The sequence below is a fragment of the Streptomyces sp. NPDC001070 genome (assembly GCF_053598835.1).
The window spans coordinates 1-17,520 of sequence record NZ_JBSFLB010000044.1; the positions used below are offsets into that span (position 1 = coordinate 1).

14 protein-coding genes are annotated in these 17,520 nt (G+C 69.5%); 8 read left to right on the forward strand and 6 right to left on the reverse strand.

Annotated elements, in window-relative coordinates; all coding sequences use genetic code 11:
- Positions 1-84: 84 nt before the first annotated feature.
- The 4 genes from ACWDAS_RS36545 to ACWDAS_RS36560 form a co-directional block, all read right to left on the reverse strand.
- Complete coding sequence (locus ACWDAS_RS36545) at positions 85-273, reverse strand: helix-turn-helix domain-containing protein (RefSeq protein WP_450399530.1); 189 nt, start codon at positions 271-273, stop codon at positions 85-87.
- Positions 274-279: 6 nt separating this feature from the next.
- Positions 280-1,422 (reverse strand): glycosyltransferase, encoded by a 1,143-nt coding sequence (locus ACWDAS_RS36550; RefSeq protein ID WP_450399534.1) that lies wholly within the window; start codon positions 1,420-1,422, stop codon positions 280-282.
- A gap of 18 nt (positions 1,423-1,440) precedes the next feature.
- Positions 1,441-2,427, reverse strand: coding sequence for a nitrilase-related carbon-nitrogen hydrolase (locus ACWDAS_RS36555; RefSeq protein ID WP_450399537.1), 987 nt, complete (start codon positions 2,425-2,427; stop codon positions 1,441-1,443).
- Positions 2,428-2,886: 459 nt separating this feature from the next.
- Positions 2,887-3,348: a MarR family winged helix-turn-helix transcriptional regulator gene (locus ACWDAS_RS36560; RefSeq protein ID WP_450399539.1), complete on the reverse strand. Its 462-nt coding sequence runs from the start codon at positions 3,346-3,348 to the stop codon at positions 2,887-2,889.
- 486 nt (positions 3,349-3,834) lie between these two features.
- On the opposite strand from ACWDAS_RS36560, the gene ACWDAS_RS36565 reads away from it, so the two are divergent.
- The gene (locus ACWDAS_RS36565; protein ID WP_450399634.1) at positions 3,835-4,797 is read left to right on the forward strand and encodes an alpha/beta fold hydrolase; all 963 of its coding nucleotides are present in this window, start codon (positions 3,835-3,837) and stop codon (positions 4,795-4,797) included.
- Positions 4,798-5,923: 1,126 nt separating this feature from the next.
- On the opposite strand, the gene ACWDAS_RS36570 is transcribed toward ACWDAS_RS36565, so the two are convergent.
- Positions 5,924-6,640: a hypothetical protein gene (locus ACWDAS_RS36570; RefSeq protein ID WP_450399542.1), complete on the reverse strand. Its 717-nt coding sequence runs from the start codon at positions 6,638-6,640 to the stop codon at positions 5,924-5,926.
- Positions 6,641-7,017: 377 nt separating this feature from the next.
- The gene (locus tag ACWDAS_RS36575) at positions 7,018-9,084 is read right to left on the reverse strand and encodes an ATP-binding SpoIIE family protein phosphatase (RefSeq protein WP_450399544.1); all 2,067 of its coding nucleotides are present in this window, start codon (positions 9,082-9,084) and stop codon (positions 7,018-7,020) included.
- Between the two features lie 397 nt (positions 9,085-9,481).
- Here ACWDAS_RS36575 and ACWDAS_RS36580 point away from each other — a divergent pair, with 397 nt between their 5' ends.
- The 7 genes from ACWDAS_RS36580 (at position 9,482) to pqqC (ending at position 17,518) form a co-directional block, all read left to right on the forward strand.
- Positions 9,482-10,876 (forward strand): LytTR family transcriptional regulator DNA-binding domain-containing protein, encoded by a 1,395-nt coding sequence (locus tag ACWDAS_RS36580; protein ID WP_450399547.1) that lies wholly within the window; start codon positions 9,482-9,484, stop codon positions 10,874-10,876.
- Positions 10,877-10,947: 71 nt separating this feature from the next.
- Positions 10,948-13,155 (forward strand): catalase/peroxidase HPI, encoded by a 2,208-nt coding sequence (gene katG, locus ACWDAS_RS36585; RefSeq protein WP_450399635.1) that lies wholly within the window; start codon positions 10,948-10,950, stop codon positions 13,153-13,155.
- Positions 13,156-13,493: 338 nt separating this feature from the next.
- On the forward strand, positions 13,494-13,955 hold the full coding sequence (locus ACWDAS_RS36590; protein ID WP_450399550.1) for an MSMEG_3727 family PQQ-associated protein: 462 nt from the start codon (positions 13,494-13,496) through the stop codon (positions 13,953-13,955).
- Between the two features lie 19 nt (positions 13,956-13,974).
- Entirely contained in the window at positions 13,975-15,675 is a 1,701-nt protein-coding gene (locus ACWDAS_RS36595; protein ID WP_450399552.1) for a PQQ-dependent dehydrogenase, methanol/ethanol family, read from the forward strand.
- A gap of 46 nt (positions 15,676-15,721) precedes the next feature.
- On the forward strand, positions 15,722-15,817 hold the full coding sequence (gene pqqA, locus ACWDAS_RS36600) for a pyrroloquinoline quinone precursor peptide PqqA (RefSeq protein ID WP_329374523.1): 96 nt from the start codon (positions 15,722-15,724) through the stop codon (positions 15,815-15,817).
- A gap of 110 nt (positions 15,818-15,927) precedes the next feature.
- The gene (gene pqqB / locus ACWDAS_RS36605; protein ID WP_450399555.1) at positions 15,928-16,815 is read left to right on the forward strand and encodes a pyrroloquinoline quinone biosynthesis protein PqqB; all 888 of its coding nucleotides are present in this window, start codon (positions 15,928-15,930) and stop codon (positions 16,813-16,815) included.
- Between the two features lie 4 nt (positions 16,816-16,819).
- Positions 16,820-17,518 carry a pyrroloquinoline-quinone synthase PqqC gene (gene pqqC / locus ACWDAS_RS36610; protein WP_450399557.1) on the forward strand — a complete coding sequence of 233 codons (699 nt, stop codon included), beginning with the start codon at positions 16,820-16,822 and terminating at the stop codon, positions 17,516-17,518.
- Positions 17,519-17,520 lie beyond the last annotated feature (2 nt).

Consider the following 17,520-nt stretch of genomic DNA (forward strand, 5'->3'; position numbering starts at 1 on the left):
CCGCCGTACGCATCGAACTCGGCGAAGTTCGGGACCTCTGTGCGGGCGACCTCTCCACACTCTCTGCGAGCATGCCCCGGGAGATCACCCGCGTGCGGCAGGGCACCTCTTGTGTTGCAGGCACGTGTCGAACCCGTGCTCGCCGAAGTGCCGGAATATCGTGGGATGCGAGACCTCCGCACGCACGGCGACAGCGCGCGTGGTCACAGCGTCCAGGCCCCTTTCGCGGAGGTGCCGGGGCCCGCTCACCGGCAGTGTCGACGAACATGACACTACCTGCTAAAGGGAGAAGGACGCTGCGAGGTGCTCGGCAACCTGCGAAGCCGGGGGCATCGCGGCGATCTCGTGGCGCAGGCGTTGTGCCGCCGCGGTGAACCCGGGTTCGGCGAGGAGCCGGCTGACCGCAGCCGTGACCGACTCCGGAGCCTGTCCGCCAATCGGCAGTGCCAGTCCCGCTCCCGCCGCCTGAAGACGAAACGCCTGGCGCTGCTGCCCCGCGGTGCCCGGCACCACAACGGCCGGGATTCCACGAGCCGCCGCCCCGAAGGTGGTACCGGAACCACCGTGGTGCACCACGACGGACACCCCGTCGAGCAGCTCCGCGGCGGGCACGAAGGAGACCAGTTCGACCCGCCCCGGCTCCAGCCCGAAGTCGTCGACCGGTCCGCCGCCCGTGGTGGCCACCAGGTCGACGTCCAGGGCGCTGAGCGACTTGAGCAGCGAGGGAAGCGCCGATGCCGCACTGACGACAGTGCTGAGGCTGACGAGCACACGGGGCCGGCCGGTACCGGGGACCCGGTCGGCCCGGGGCGTGCCTTCGGGGCCCTGATGCGGTTCCGGCCGCAGCGCAACGCGTTCCAGGGGCGGCAGCGCACCGTCGCGCTGCAGGCTGGGAGGACAGACGTCCAGGAGCAGATCACCGGAGGGAGCGTGAGCCGGCGCCCGCAGACCCCGGTCGATGTACCGGGAGTGCGCCGTCAGAGCGAGGGTGTCCAGTGCCTCGGGTTCCAGCGCCGGATCGATACCCATCACCGCGGACGGCACCTTGAGCGCGGCGGCGACGAGCGGCCCCACGAAGTCGCAGTGCTCCGCGACGACCAGGTCCGGCGCCCACTCACGCGCCCCGGCAAGCGCCGCGTCCGCGGAGAGGTCGACACGTACACCGGCGAAGAACTCCGCGGCGGCTGCCGGCGACGGTTCGGTGAGCAGGTCGACGCCGGTACGGCGGGTCACTTCGGCGATCGTCTGGTCCACCGTCGGGCCTGCGGGGATGAATTCAAAACCCTCCGCCTCGACCGCGCCGGCCATGGTGGCCGCGGAGACGAAGGCCACGGCATGCCCCTGCCTGCGCAACGCCCGGGCGAGCGGCAGCAGGGGCAGAAAGTGGCCGGTCATCGGGACGTTGAACATCAATACGCGCATGTTGTCGAGATCACCTGTTCAGACGTCAGCGGTGTGATCGTCGTTGAGTGTGCGTCCGGGCCGGGCCTGCGCGTGGGTGCCGCGGTCGATCAGGGACGCGGCCGGGGTGCGGTCGATCTGCAGGTTGAGGAACTCGGGGCGGCTGTAGTGGCCGCGGGCGTCCATCAGGCGCTTGCGCCGATCGATCAGCGCGAGGTCCAGATCGGCGATCACCTCTCCCTCACCCGAGGTGAGCGGCTCGCCGATGAGGCTGCCCTCGGGGTCGACGATGGCGGTGAAGAATCCCTGGGAGAACACGCCGACCGGGGCGCCGGTGTCCGCCGCGAGCTGAGCCTGCTGGTCGGAGTCCAGCCAGGCGGTGGCGTTGACCACGAAGGCCGCCGATTCCAGCGCGTGCTGACGGATGGTCACCTCCATCTGTCCGGCGAACAGCGGGCCGCCGAACGCACCGGGGAACATCGCGGCGTGGATCTGCTCGCCGTCGGCGATCAGGGCGTAGCGGGCGAGCGGCTGGTAGTGCTCCCAGCAGGCGAGCTGACCGATACGACCGACGGTGCTGTCCACCGCGCGCAGCCCGGAGCCGTCGCCCTGGCCCCAGACCATCCTCTCGTGGTACGTCGGCGTGATCTTGCGGCGGCGCTGGATCAGCGTGCCATCGGCATCGAACAGCAACTGCGTGTTGTAGAGGGATCCGCCGTCACGCTCGTTGACACCGATCGAGACGACCATCCCCGCTTCGCGGGCCGCCGCGCCGATCGCATCGGTCTCGGCGGACGGTACGGTCACAGCCTCGTCCATGAGCCGAAGGTGCTCCTTGGCCATGGCGTAGGGCGGCTGCACGAAGGAGAAGTAGGGGTAGTACGGGATGACGGTCTCGGGGAAGACCGCGAACTGGACACCCTTCTCACCCAGTTCACGGATCTTCTCCACCACCTTCCCGACCGTGCCGGCACGGCTGTAGAGAACGGGGCTGATCTGCACGGCAGCTGCCTTCACGATGGTCATGGTGTGACTCCCTTTCACGATGCGAGGGTCAGCGCACTCCCGGGACTGCGACAGCCGGAGGCAGGTTCGGCTGGGCAAGAGGCCGGCCTCTTCTGAGAGGCCGAAGACCTGGGAGGCTGCTGGGCTGTGCGCTGACCGCACTCTTGGATTCCGCCGCGGGTCGTCGTTTTCAGAGGCTTCTCCGACATCGGAGGGCCGATGACGGCAACTCGGAAACCCGCCCGCAGTCAGATACGAGCATATGCTCTTATCTGGGTAAAGGCAACAGGTTCCCGCGACAAGGAACGTCGGCGCCCTGGACCCGGCACCACCGAGGCTCCCGGCCGGTCACCACGATCCGGCGGCGCTACGCCCCGAACGGGGCGTCCGCATTCCGCACGGGCCCGCCTACCCGGCGGCGCCCGTCCCGAGTGCCCACGGCCGCACACGCGACAGCGATGCACGGCATGGCCGCAGCACTCACTCGGCCCAGGGATCGAAGCCCGTTTCGAGGACCGCCCTGAGAAGGGTGCGCATCTGGGCCGCCGGCCCGGAGCCGAACTTCTCCTCGAACTCGGCTTGCACGCCCTCCCAGAGGGGAAGCGCCGACTTGAACCGCGCCAGGCCGTCCGGCGTGATCGCCACGCTTCGCGCCCGGCGGTCGGTGGCCGACGTTTCGATGGTGACCAGCCCCTCACGCGCGAGCGGCTTGAGGTTGGAAGCCATCGTCGTGCGGTCCATGGCGATCACGTCGGCGAGGCCGCTGATCGTCATCTCTTCGCGCAGGCTGAGCTGCTGCAGGATGCTGAACTGCGTGCCCCGCAGACCGAGCGGCGCCAGGGCCTTGTCGTAGGTCGCGCCGAGATACCGCGACGCCTTTCGCAGCGTGAGGTTGTTGCACTCATCCGCCCTCGACACCGCAGCCTCCATCTTCTCCTCCAAAGTTTCTTCCCATCATACGAGCACCTACTCTCAAACGGAAGGCCACGCCCGCACACCCCGGAGGCGGAGCGCCTCACGGGGCGACCGGCTTCTTGCCAGACTCGAAATACGCGCATATCCTCGTAATTCTGGAGGGCTGCAGTCCAGAGGCCCACCGCAGCAGACGCCTGGCGCGCAGAGGAGCTCGCGCGGTCGGGTGACCACCCGCGTGGTCCACCCGTGCCTCCCTTGGAGCACCTCGCGACTTCCGCGCATCAGCACCGATCCGAGCGCGCCGGGCCCTGGCGCCGCGCCGCTGCACCCGGAGCAACATCACGAAAGGAACCGGGCATGAACACGCCCCCCATCGAACCGCGCAACCCGTCAGATCCGGCCGCTACGCCGCCGTCACACGAGGACCAGCCCTCATCCCGGGTTTCCCGCCGCGCCTTTGTCGGCGGCGCGGCCGCTGTCGCCGCCGGTGTCGCACTCACCGGTGCTTCGGCTCTGCCCGCCGCTGCCACTCCCCGGCAGACGCCGAGGGACTTCGGCTCGGTATCCGGCGTCCCATGGCTCCCCGCGGGGTTTCGGCAGACATTCGCAAGCCGGCTCATCCATGCCGGTGGAATACGTCAGCACGCCGTCATCGGCGGCGACGGGCCGCCCCTGCTCCTGATACACGGCTGGCCGCAGAACTGGTACGCCTGGCGCATGATCATGCCGGTGCTCGCGCGGAACTACACGGTCATCGCCGTGGACCAGCGCGGCATCGGGCTGACCGACAAGCCCCGCGACGGCTACGACACCGCCACCCTTGCGAACGATCTGGCCGCACTGATGGACACCCTGGGGCACGAACGGTTCGCCGTGGTCGGCCATGACACCGGCATGCCGATCGGCTACGCGCTCGCGGCCGACCACCGTCACCGCGTCGACCGGCTCGCCGTGGCGGAAGCCATCATTCCCGGTGTGACGGCTTCACCGCCCCTCCTCGGCCCGGCCGCGGCCAACAACATGCTCTGGCACTTCCCCTTCAACCGGCTCGACGACGTCAACGAGCTTCTCGTCGAGGGCCGGGAAGACGTCTACTTCGGCTGGCAGCTCGACACGAAGGCCGCGCGAAAGCTGCCGGCCTACGCCGTCCAGTACTACGTAGAGTCCCTCACCTCTCATCGCCACGCCCTGGGAGGCAGCTTCGGCTGGTACCGCGACCTCGACACCACGTTCGTGCAGAACGCCGAACGTGTGAAGCGACACCTGACCATCCCCGTCCTCGCGATCGGTGGAGCCGAAAGCGTCGGACAGGGGGTCACGACCACGATGAAGCTCGCGGCCGACGACGTTCAGTCCCTGGTCATCCCCGGCAGCGGCCACTGGGTCGCCGAGGAGGCCCCTCAGGATCTGCTGGCGGCACTCATCCCGTTCCTCGCCCCCTACCGCGCCACCACCAGCTCCAGGACACGCCGATAGGCAGTCGTGCCGAGCCCGACCGCCTCGCGCTCGACGCCGCCCCGGCCGGGGTCTGCTCCGCATTGCGCGATCGCCCCGGGGAGCGTCCACGGGGGAAGAGGAAGACCGGGTAGACCCCGATCCTGACCGGGCGGAGGAAGCGGCCTCTTCCACGTGTTCACCCGGATCGCCGATCCGGGTGAACACGTGGCCTTCCACAGCACCTGCACCAGTTGCACGGTGCGTTGTGGTGGCCTGGCCCATTCCCTGGGGGCAGGGGCGCATCCCGTTGAGCTCGGCACGACAGGACAGGATCGGGCACCCGATCACGGCAGGGTCGTTGCAGCGCTGATCAGCGGCCGCAGCCGCTCGTCTCAGGGGCAGCCGCAAGGCCGCGGCGGCAGCCGGCAGCTCACCGCAACGAGCGTCGCAGCCCCGACCCGAAAGGGCTAGCGCGTCCAGGGAGTGAGCGCGCGGGCACCGGCGGTAGGTCAGGTCGACGGCAGCCCCCACTCAGCCCCCGCTGCCCGAGCCGGACATGAGGGCCGATGGTGGCGCCGCCGGTGAACGGCAGCAGGGTCGCCGCCGGCACACTTACCCGACCGGGGTACCTGGCGGTGAACGCGGTCGCCGACCGCGGCAGGGCACGAGTGAAGACCAACGGAAGGGTCCGGGCACAGCACCGGGCACGGGCCCTGCGATGACGGCGGCGACCCTGCCGGAGACCGCGGAGAAACCGGTGGTGAGGGTCAGCGGTACCGCAGGTGGAGCAGCTCGCTCAGGCCGCGGGCGTTCGGCATGGAAGAAGCCGGCGAGGTGCACGCCGAAGGAGACGCAGAACCCCGCCAGGCCGCACACCGTATGGGCGCCCCTACGGTGTGCGGCCTCGCGGGGCTGCCGGTGCACGGCATGGCGCCAACGGTCGGAGGCAGGGGTTCCCCGTACGGTCGGATGCACGCTCGCGGCACAGCTGCGGCGCTGCGCGGCGTCCGTAGGGCGCACAGATCGCCGTCACGGGGCGGTGGCGCGGTCCCGTCGGCAGGCGCCTGAACGCCGCAGATCGATCGGGCTCCGGCGGCACCCGGTCAGGCTGTCCGTGCGCAGGAGCACCTCGCGCAGGCAGCGTCGTCGGGACGCGGGGTACGTGTCAGATGAACAGGGCGCTCTCGACGTCGATGGTGACGAGTTCCACGTCCCGGGACACCGCGCCGTCCTCTCCGCGCCGGTAGACGCGCCGCCGGGTCGGCACCATGATCCCGTCGAACTCCTTGTACTCGGCAACGTAGTGTGCGGCAGGCCCGGCGTTGATGACCTCGGGCGTGTAGTCATGCCTCCGCAGCAGCCCGTCCGAGTCGAAGTAGAAGATCTGGTCCCTGCAATGCGTCGCGATGTGGTCGGGGAAAGTGACCTTCAGGCGCCTCCACGTCTCCCCCTCCTCCATGACGGGAGACAGTTCCACAGCCCGAAATCCTGGCGAGGCGAACGTGAACGGGGCCGTCAGGTACGTCCACATCGCATACCCGGCGAAGTAGGCAACCTGCAGATCGTCCCAGGCAGCACGCACGTCGGCCGGGAACGAGGCGCGAGGGTCGAATCGCTCGGCCGTCACCTCCCCCGCGAAGCTCTCGACGCCCACTCGCTGCGGGGTAAGAGACGTCCGCAGGTGGGGTGCGGTGAAGGGATAGTGACTCACACGCTGCTGGTGCAGGTCGAGCCAGACAGCCGTATGACTCAAAATCCCCTCCTGCCCCTTCAGTCCCCACAGCGAACCTCCGACGCGGAGATGCGCGGTGACCGAACTGAACCGGTTGTAGCGTGCCAAGCCCCCGTGCGCCTCGATGGCAGCGGTGACGAGATCACTCATGTCGGACGTCCCTTCGATTCCTGATGCATGACCGACAGCCGTGCGGTCACGGCGGCAGCGGACGGCCGCGGACTCGGCGGCCATTACGAGCATATGCTCCTATTTGCTTGGCGGCAAGGAGCGCAAGGAGACGGGTGGGGCGCGGCACGGCGCCCCTCGTCCCGGCGGCTTGGGCAAATTGCGCGGCTGCCGGCCGGCTTCAGTCGTGCACGAGTGGCACCTGCGGTCAGTAGCTCCTCAGGCCGGATCGCCCGAGCTGCTCATCGCCGGGCAGCCGACCAGAAGCGCGATCCGCCTGACCCGGCACGGCCCGAGCGGGCCCCCAGGGGACCGTCCCCGGTGCCCGCGGACAGAGTGGGCGACCGCCGCGCACCGACTCACCCCGCGGTCTCGTGGGCGTACGCGTGCGGGAGGGCGAGTTCGGCCCAAATGGTCTTCCCATCGGGCCGTTGCCTGGTGCCCCAGCGTTCCGCGAGCTGCGCGACGATGAACAGCCCACGCCCGCCCTCGTCGAACATCCGGGCTCGACGCAAATGGGGGGCGGTGTTGCTGCCGTCGGACACCTCGCAGATCAAGGCGCCCTCGCGGATGAGGCGCAGTTGCACGGGGCCCGAGCCGTAGCGGATGGCATTGGTGACCAGCTCGCTGATGACCAGTTCCGTGGTGAACGCCAATTCACCCAGGTCCCAGCCTGCGAGCCGCGACGAGACGAGGTCGCGGGCACGGGCGACGTCGGCGAGATCGTCCGTCAGGTTCCACGCGGCGGCATGCGTGCCGTCGAGTTCCCGGGTGCGCGCCACGACCAGGGCGACGTCGTCCCGGGACCCCTCACCGACCATCGTGCCCAGGATGTGGTCGCACATGTCCTCCAGAGAGGGGATCGGCTCGGACAGGGCCTTCTGGAGGTGCTCGAGTCCTTCGTCAAGGCTGTGTTCGGGGGACTCGATGAGGCCGTCGGTGTACAAGGCGAGCCGGGTGCCTGCGGGCAGTTCCACTTCGGCCGTCTCGAAGGGCAGTCCGCCCACACCCAGCGGAGGCCCGGCGGGGATGTCGAGGTACTCGGCGTTCGATCCCGGCCGAATGACAGCGGGTGGCGGATGGCCGGCCCGGGCGGCCGTGCAGCGGCGTGAGACGGGGTCGTAGATCATGTAGAGACACGTCGCCACGATCTCACCGGCGCCCGGTCCGGTGTCACGGCCGGTGTCCTGGGCGTCGCCGATGTCCGCCATCCGGTACGGGGTGACGACATCGTCGAGGTGGGTCAGCAGTTCGTCGGGCGGCAGGTCGATGTCGGCGAGGGTCCGTACGGCGGCACGCAGCCGACCCATCCGTGCCGAGGCGTGGACGCCGTGGCCGACGACGTCGCCCACCACCAGCGCGACTCGTGCCCCCGAGAGCGGGATGACGTCGTACCAGTCGCCACCCACGCCCGCGCACAGGCCCGCGGGCATGTAGCGCGTGGCCGCTTCCACCGCCGGCTGCCTGGACGCGACCTGCGGCAGAAGGCTTCGCTGAAGCGCGAGGGAGATGTTGTGCTCGCGGGTGAAGCGGCGGGCGTTGTCCAGGCACACCGCGGCGCGCGCCCCGATCTCCTGCGCCAGGAGCAGGTCGTCGGCATCGAAGGGCTCCCGGTCCCTGGAGCGGGTGAACAGCGCGGCACCGAGGGTCACGCCGCGCGCGCGAAGGGGGATCGCCAGGGCGGAGTACGGCCCGTGCGCGTCAGCTTCACCCGGACCGGCAATCCCGGGGGCGACACCGGCGGTCCCGGCGATCTCCAGCAACCTGGGCTCGCCCGTGATCAGCCCCAAGGTCGGTGCCGCGCCCTCCCGGTAGAGGACGCTCTCCCCCGGCCGCGCATCCCCCGGGGATACGGCCGGGCCCGACTGGGCCGCGCGGCGCAGCGTGAGGTCGCCCATGCCGGCTTCCAGGACGGGTTCCTCGCCCTGGAGGACGCTCTCGAAGAGGTCCACGGTGGCCCGGTCTGCGAAGCGGTGCACTGCGACCTCGGCCAACTCCTCAGCGGTTCGAGCCGAATCGAGGGTACTTCCCACGCGACTGGTGGCCTCGCTGAGCAGCGCGAGCCGCTCGCGCGCGATCATGAGCCGCCTGACGCGCCACTCCCCCGCAATGCGGATACGGCAGACGGCCAGGCTGATGACCAGCGCCATCGCCAGTGCCGTGATGACGGTGACCTGGTTGGCCCGTCCCATGTCCCGAAGGAGGACTCCGTAGAGCCCGATGGCAGCGGCCAGGTTGAACAACCCGACGATCATGGTCTGCCGCACCGACAGCAGTGCACTGGCCACAACCGGGATCAGCACGGCGTACTCCGCTATCCCCATGACGTGCAGGTCAGCGGCTGCCAACGCCAGTCGCACGCCCGACACCAGCACCACGCTGAGAAGCAGGAAGACGAAGCTTCCGCTCAGCCGAACCGGTTGCACGCAGTCCCCTCCAAAGGCCGGGAGCGGGACCTTGCGACGGCTCCCGCCCTGAGATTGCTCTGCAAGGCGATAAGTCCCATTTGGGAAAAATTGTTCCATTAGGACGGCCTTCGTACCAAGAGAGGCCTCTGCCGCCCGCCACAGGCAGCCCCGGGGCGGACCGGGGTCCGGTGCGGCGGGAGGCGGGGCAGAGTCAACGCCGCACCGCCCACACGCGGCCTGCGGTACTACGGTGGACAGTGCAGGTCTGTGACACAGCCTGGAACGGGTGGCGAAGCAGGAAGACGCGCGACACAGTGCCCGGTCCGCTGCAGGGCCCGCCGCGACGAGCGGCGATCGGCGCGGAGCTTGCGTACGCCGTCGGGCGCTGGGGATGAACCAAGGGCGGTTCTGAACCATGAGGGATGTACATCGGCTTGAGCCCATCCCGGCGAACCCGGGCGGCGGCACCGTGCTCGCGGCGTGGGAACGGTTCGTGCAGGGTGATGATCACGTCCCGGGTGTCCGGCCCCTGGTGGCGATCTCCTGGCATCGCTGCCGAGAGCAATACCGGGTCGATCCTCACCTCACACAGGCTCCGCTGGCCGTCGCGGAGCTGGACCATACGCCCGAGCACGACGTCGTCCTCCCTGAGCTGGGCTTTCGTGCCGCCTCCGTGGCACACGAAGTGGGCAGCCTCGGTGGCGTCATCACCGTCACCGATGCCACCGGCCGGATCCTGGCCGAATGGGGTGATCAAGGCACGCTCGCCAGAGCCGCCGACTGCAATTTGGCGCCCTGGTTCTGCTGGTCCGAGTGCGCGGTCGGCACCAACGGCATGGGCACGGCGCTCGAGGCGCACGGGCCGGTACCGATCAGGGGCGCGGAGCACTGGTGCCAGGCGTTCCACAACTGGGCCTGCGCGGGTATCGCGGTGCGGGACGTGGTGACCAGGGAACCGATCGCGGTCCTGAACATCTCCTGCTGGCGCACCCGGCTTCCCGCATCCGCGGAAAGCTGGCTGGCGAACGCGGTCACCATGACCCAGTACCCGCTGAAGAGGCGCGCCCGGGACAGCGGAGCCGAGTTGGTCGCGGCCTACACCCAGGCCAGGGCACGCTCCAGTGCGGCGCTGGCGGCGGTGGACACCGCGGGCAAGGTGGTGATCGCCGACGACATGGCAAGCGTGCTCCTGGGGGTCCCGGCATGCACTCCGGCGGTCGACCCCACGCTGCGTTGGAACCCCGGGCTGCCGGAATTGATCACAGCAGCCCGGTTTGCCGCCAGGCAGGCAGCCCACAATCCTGACTGGGTCGGCTCGACACAGATCTTCGCCCACCTCGCCGACGAGCCCACATCGATCAGCATCCGACCCGTCTTCTCATCCGGACACCTCATCGGGAACCTGGTCTCGTTCGGTGCGTCCGACGGGGCGCAGCTGTCCCCGGCGGAGATGTCGGCGCACCCTCGGATGCAGCCGCGCCGGCTGGTCGCGATGCGCGGCAACCGGATGGTGCTGCTGCAACTGCCGGAAGTCTCCTTCGCTGAGTCGCGGGGAAACGACGTGTGGCTCTCCACCGATCAGGGGCGATTGCGAGCCGCCTCTTTGAGCCTGGACAAGCTCGAAGGCGAGCTGGCGGATGTCGGCTTCCTGCGGGTGCACCGCCGGTATGTGGTCAACCTGAGCCGCATCCGGGAGATCGAGCGCGGGCTCAAGGGCGAGCTGTCGTTGGTCATGGATGACCGGACGAACGAGATGGTGCCGGTTTCCCGGCGGAACGCGCCGGCCGTGCGCCGCGCGCTGGACATCTGACTGCGGCAGGACAACTCTGTTGTCGGAAGGAAGTTCCCGTGTCTGGCAGTGCGGACGCCGTTGGCGGCGAGATGAACGTCGGAGGCGCGGGCGGCCTCGGCCTCTCCGTCTCGGCCGGGCACCGCGGCCATCCGACTGCGGGCGCGAGCAACCGCGACTGGTGGCCGCACCGGCTCGATCTGACGATCCTCCGGAAACACCCCGCCGTGGCCGACCCCATGGGAGGGGACTTCGACTATGCCGCGGAGTTCCGGACGCTCGACCTCGACGACCTGGCGCGGGACGTCGACCGGGTGCTGACGACGTCGCAGGACTGGTGGCCGGCCGACTTCGGCCATTACGGGCCGCTCGTGGTCCGGATGGTGTGGCATTGCGCAGGGACGTACCGCATCGACGACGGCCGAGGTGGCGCGGGCGCCGGTATGCAGCGTTTCGCGCCGCTGAACAGCTGGCCGGACAATCGCAACCTGGACAAGGCGCGCCGACTGCTCTGGCCGGTGAAGAAGAAGTACGGCCGCAAGATCTCCTGGGCCGACCTGATGATCTTCGCGGGCAACCGCGCCCTGGAGACGATGGGCTTCACGACCTTCGGCTTTGCCGGCGGCCGGGCCGACGTCTGGGAACCCGACGAGGACATCTACTGGGGTCCCGAGCACGCCTGGCTCGGCGACGAGCGCCATGGTGGCGTCCGGGAGCTGCAGAGCCCTCTGGCCGCCGACCAGATGGGCCTCATTTACGTCAACCCGGAGGGACCGAACACCGTCCCGGACCCGCTCACCTCGGCCCGGGACATCCGCGAGACGTCCCGGCGCATGGGGATGAACGACGAGGAGACCGTCGCGCTGATCGCGGGCGGCCACACGTTCGGCAAGACCCACGGCGCGGCCGCCCCGGACGCCTACCTCGGCCCCGAGCCCGAGGGAGCGCCCCTCGAGGAACAGGGTCTGGGCTGGCGGAACAGCTACGGCACCGGTAAGGGCCCGGACACCATCTCCAGCGGGCTTGAGGGTACGTGGACACCCACCCCGACGCGATGGGACAACAGCTTCCTCGAGACCCTGTTCGGCTACGAGTGGGATCTGGAGCTGAGCCCCGCGGGTCTGTGGCAGTGGATCCCGGAAGACGGCGGCGGGGCCGGCACCGTGCCGGATGCCCACGACCCGTCGACGACACACGCCCCGACCATACTGACGACGGACCTCGCGCTGCGGATGGACCCGGTCTACGAGTCGATCTCGCGCCGCTTCCTGGAGAACCCGGACCAGCTCGCGGACGCGTTCGCCCGGGTCTGGTTCAAGCTGACACATCTCGACATGGGCCCGGTCCAGCGCTACCTCGGACCGCTGGTCCCCCAGGAGGCGCTGCTCTGGCAGGACCCGGTCCCCGCCGTGGACCACGAGCTCGTCGGGGCGGCGGACATCGCCGCGCTCAAGAGCCAGGTCCTCGCCTGCGGGCTGTCGGTCTCCCAGCTCGTATCGACCGCGTGGGCGTCGGCCTCGACGTTCCGCGTCAGCGACAAGCGCGGCGGGGCGAACGGCGCGCGCATCCGCCTCGAGCCGCAGCGAGGATGGGAGGTCAACGACCCCGACACGCTGGCACAGGTGCTGCGCACCCTGGAGGGGATCCAGGAGTCCTTCAACACCTCCCAGACCGGGGACAAGAAGATCTCCCTGGCCGACCTCATCGTGCTCGGCGGGGCCGCCGCCGTCGAGCGGGCCGCCGAGACCGCCGGCTACGACCTCCGGGTCCCCTTCGTTCCGGGACGCACGGACGCCACGCAGGAGTGGACCGATGCGGAGTCCTTCGCTCCCCTCGAGCCGACCGCGGACGGGTTCCGCAACTACCGCGGCAAGGGCAACCCGGTGCCGTCGGAGCACCTGCTGGTCGACCGCGCGAACCTGCTGAACCTGAGCGCGCCCGAGATGACCGTCCTGGTGGGTGGCCTGCGGGTGCTCGGTGCCAACCACCGGCAGTCGCCGCTCGGCGTCTTCACCTCGGAGCCCGGGTCGCTGACCAACGACTTCTTCGTGAACCTGCTCGACACGGGCACGGAATGGGAACCGGCATCCGCGGCCGCCGAAACCTTCGTGGGGCGCGACCGGGCCACCGGCGAGGTCAGGTGGACCGGCAGCCGCGTCGACCTCGTCTTCGGCTCGAACTCCGAACTGCGTGCCGTCGCGGAGGTCTACGCGAGCGACGACGGACGGGAGAAGTTCGTGAAGGACTTCGTCGCCGCGTGGGACAGGGTCATGAGCCTCGATCGGTACGACCTCGCTTGATCCCAGCGGTGGCATATCGGGGACGAACGGTAGCCGGTCGCGGACGAACGGCACGAGCCGGCCCGCACTCGCGCCCACCCTTGTCGGTGTGATTCATCCGGCGTAGCGTGCTTATTGGGTAGCGAATTCTCCGCTTTTCAACGTGATTCAATCCGGCGCGACGCGCCCCTTGACCACCGATTGCAGCCGGACGCCGGCCGCCGACATGACAGCAATGAATTCGGCGTCAATTCGGAGAATTTTCGGAGGAAGGTCTGCGACCGGTCGCGATGCACCGCCGTCAGCGCGGCCGCCGCGAAATGGAAACAGCTATTCGGCATGAGGAGAGTGAAGCCCGGATGACGACCATGCAGGAGCGATCCGACCTGCTGGACAAGATCGGGTTGGCCGAACAGAACAAAGCAGCGCTGGGTCAGGTGCTGGGAACCGGGAGCATCGGGTATGCCGCCGAGAAACCGGACGGCACCATGCAGGCCACCATTCGGATCCACCCGGATGAGCTGACCTGGGATCCCTCTATTCTGGTCATGCCTCATGGAGGCGATATCGAGCTCGAGCTCCTCAATGACGATCTCAACACGCACTGCGCGCTCCTGCCGAGCAACGGCGACCGGAAGTTCATCTGGTTGGTGAACCATTCGCGTGGACGGGCGACCCTCAACCTCGACGGACCGGGCTACTACTGGTACTGCTCGCCCACGGGCAACGACGAGGGCCGGGGGTTGACCGGGGCCATCGTCGTCCTGGGAGACGCTCCGCCGGAGGCTCGCCTCGACCGCCCCGAGCAACCACGCCCGTAGGAAGAAGGAGGAGGAGCAGATGTCCGTCGACTACGTGGACGCGGGTGAGGCCGTCGACCAGGGGTTGCTGAGCGGCAAGGTCGCGGGCGGCGACGTAGCGCCGCCGGTGGTGGCCGACGTCGACTACCAGCGCATACTCAACGCCCGCGAGGAACCACACAACTGGCTCACCTACTACGGCGCCTACAACGGGCAGCGGTACAGCCCGCTGGACCAGATCAACACGGAAAGCGTCAAGCACGTCGTCCCCGCATGGGTCTTCCAGGCCGGCACGACCGGCCTGATCGCGGGCGCGTCGACCTACTCGTTCGAGGCCGCCCCGATCGTCGTCGACGGGGTCATGTTCCTCTCCGGCTGGGACGGCTGGGTCTGGGCCCTCGACGCGAAGACCGGTGTGGAGATCTGGCGGTACAAGCACGCGGTCCCCTTCGACGTGTCCTTGTGCTGCGGGAACGTGAACCGCGGGGTCGCCGTGGCACAGGGGAAGGTCTTCTCCGTCACGCCGAACGCCCGCCTGCTCGCACTCGACGCCACCACCGGCAAGCGGGTCTGGGACAAGACCTACGGTGATGTCCGGGCCGGCGAGAGCGCCACACTCGCCCCGCTGATCGTGAAGAACATGTGCATCGTCGGCAGTTCCGGCGGCGAGTTCGGCGTACGCGGCCACCTCGACGCGTTCGACCTCGAGACCGGCGAGCACCAGTGGCGGTGCTACACGGTGCCCAAGCCCGGGGAGCCGGGCTCGGAGACCTGGCCCGCCACCGGCGAGGCCTGGGCGCGCGGTGGGGCGAACTGCTGGGTCACCGGCACCTTCGACCCCGAGACGAACCTGCTGTACGTCGGCACCGGCAACCCGGCGCCCGACTTCGACGGAGCTGTCCGCGAGGGCGACAACCTCTTCACCGACTGCGTCATCGCCGTCGACGTCGACAGCGGTCAGATCCGCTGGCACTACCAGTGCACCCCGCACGACGTGTGGGACTACGACAGCATCGCCGAGTGCATCCTGTTCGAGCAGGACGGGCGCAAACTGCTCGGGCACTTCGACAAGAACGGCTACTTCTTCGTGCTCGACCGCACGAACGGCGCGAGGGTCGGGATCACCCCCTACGTGGACCGCATCACATGGGGTGCCATCACGAGGGACGGCCGGGTGACGGCCAAGTTGTACCCGGACAAGGAAGGAGAACCCGTCCACTTCTACCCGGGTCCGGCCGGCGCCAAGGAATGGACCCATGCGGCCTACAGCCCGAAGTCCGAGCTCTTCTACGTGCCCGTCCAGGACACCGGCGCCACGGCCACCCGGCGGCGCCGGGAGTTCAAGGAGAGCATCCCGTACTGGGGCGCGGGCGTTCAGGTGGACATCGAGGACATGGCGGGGTCCATCAGCGCGTTCGACGCCGCCGGCGAGGAGAAGTGGCGCTGGCGCAACGAACTCCCGATGTGCGCCTCGGTTCTGGCCACCGGCGGTGACCTGGTGTTCGCCGGTGAGCCCTCCGGCGAGTTCAACGCGCTCGACGCGCGCACCGGACAGGGGCTGTGGCAGTTCCAGTGCGGAAGCGGCCACCACAGCAGCCCGACCACCTACATGGTCGACGACAGGCAGTACATCGCCGTGCCGGTCGGTTGGGGCGGGTGGGCCGAGGGATTCCTCCCCGGCATGCTCGGCGCGGGGCACGGAAGCGCCCTGATCACCTTCGCCCTCCCCGAATGGTCGTAGCGCGCGACCGGAGCCTGCCGTATCCGGGCAGAGAGGAGGTGGATTCATGGAATCCCAGCTCGCTGTGTGGGAGACACCCGAGTTCGAGGAGATCGCAGTCGCGGCCGAGGTGACGATGTACGTCGCCCGGCTGGAGGACTAGCCGACGCGGGGCACGCCGGACCACGTCCGGCGCCCCCGCTGCGGCTTTCGGACACCCACAGACGGCCGGGCCGTCGACGGACCCGGACCTTCGACGAACGGAGTGCCGGCGTGTTGGTGCGAGTGCTGGGCTCAGCGGCGGGGGGCGGCTCCCCGCAGTGGAACTGCGGCTGCCCGGTGTGCGCCGCGGTCCGCTCCGGGGCCTGCTCCCCGCGCACCCAGTCGTCGATCGCCGTCACCGCCGACCGCCGCCGGTGGTTCCTCGTCAACGCCTCACCCGACCTCCGCGCCCAGTTCGAGGCCTTCCCGGGCCTGCACCCGCGAGGCGACCGGACGACGCCGCTGGAGGCGGTGCTGCTCACCGACGCCGAACTGGACCACACACTGGGCCTGCTTCTGTTGCGCGAGGCCCGCGCCCTGCGGGTGTACACCACACCGGCGGCGCACAAGACCCTGTGTGACGGCTCGGGAATCCTGCGCACGCTCGAGCGCTACTGCCCCGTCGAGTGGCGGGCGGTGATGCCCGGCACCGACCTGGCCCTGGCGGACGGACTGTCCTGCCGCGCGTTCGACGTGCCCACCGCCAAACGCGCCCGGTTCGGAGCCGAGGCGGACCAGGGCCGCGTCGTCGGCTACCGGCTGACGGACGAGCGCGGCGGGGGGACGCTCGTCTACCTGCCGGCGGTGCAATCGCTGACACCGGCGCTGCGCGCGGAGATCGAGGGCTGCGGATGCCTGCTGATCGACGGGACCTGCTGGCGCGACGACGAGCTCGTGCGGCTCGGGCTGGCCGGCAAGACGGCCCGGGAGATGGGCCACCTGCCCGTCGACGGCCCGGACGGCAGCCTCGCGCAACTCCCGTCGCTGGGCGCGGGGCGGACGATCTACGTGCACATCAACAACACCAACCCGATCCTGCTGGAGGACACACCCGAGCGGCGTACCTTGCAGGAGAGCGGCGTGGAAGTGGCCATGGACGGCCTCGAGGTCCAGGTGTAGAGCCGTGACGACAGCAACCACGAGAACCGGCGCCGACGGCTTCGTCGAGACGTTGAGGGCCCACTCGCGGCGATACCACGACCAGCACCCGTTCCACGTCCGGATGAACGCGGGCCGGCTGAGCGATCGCCAGATCCGAGGCTGGGTGGCCAACCGCTTCTACTACCAGGAGAACATCCCCCGCAAGGACGCCGCGATCCTTTCCAACTGCCCCGACCTCGAGGTCCGCCGCCGCTGGATCCGGCGGATCGTGGACCACGACGGCACCGCCGCCGGCGAGGGCGGCATCGAGGCTTGGCTGCGCCTCGGCGAGGCCGCCGGGCTGACCCGCGAGGAGGTCCTGGACCACCGGCACCTGGTACCCGGGGTGCGGTTCGCCGTCGACGCCTACGTGAACTTCGCCCGGAGCCGCCCGTGGGTGGAGGCGGTGGCGTCCTCGCTCACCGAGCTGTTCGCACCCGACCTGATGGCTGCGCGGCTGGCCGCATTCGAGCGCTGGTACCCGTGGATCGACCCCGAGGGTCTCGCCTACTTCCGCACCCGCCTGGAACAGGCTCCCCGCGACTGCGAGCACGCGCTCGAAGTGGTCACCGCGCACTGCCTCTCCACCGAGTCCCAAGCGCGCGCCGTCGACGCCCTGTCGTTCAAGTGCGACGTCCTGTGGAGCCTGATGGACGCCATCGACCAGGCCTACCGGGAGTGACC

Bases quoted from the DNA above. Each gene is read 5' to 3' on its own strand.
- ACWDAS_RS36550 (WP_450399534.1), bottom strand. From the start codon at position 1,422: ATGCGCGTATTGATGTTCAACGTCCCGATGACCGGCCACTTTCTGCCC.
- ACWDAS_RS36555 (WP_450399537.1), bottom strand. From the start codon at position 2,427: ATGACCATCGTGAAGGCAGCTGCCGTGCAGATCAGCCCCGTTCTCTAC.
- ACWDAS_RS36570 (WP_450399542.1), bottom strand. From the start codon at position 6,640: ATGAGTGATCTCGTCACCGCTGCCATCGAGGCGCACGGGGGCTTGGCA.
- ACWDAS_RS36580 (WP_450399547.1), top strand. From the start codon at position 9,482: ATGAGGGATGTACATCGGCTTGAGCCCATCCCGGCGAACCCGGGCGGC.
- katG (WP_450399635.1), top strand. From the start codon at position 10,948: ATGAACGTCGGAGGCGCGGGCGGCCTCGGCCTCTCCGTCTCGGCCGGG.
- ACWDAS_RS36590 (WP_450399550.1), top strand. From the start codon at position 13,494: ATGACGACCATGCAGGAGCGATCCGACCTGCTGGACAAGATCGGGTTG.
- ACWDAS_RS36595 (WP_450399552.1), top strand. From the start codon at position 13,975: ATGTCCGTCGACTACGTGGACGCGGGTGAGGCCGTCGACCAGGGGTTG.
- pqqA (WP_329374523.1), top strand. From the start codon at position 15,722: ATGGAATCCCAGCTCGCTGTGTGGGAGACACCCGAGTTCGAGGAGATC.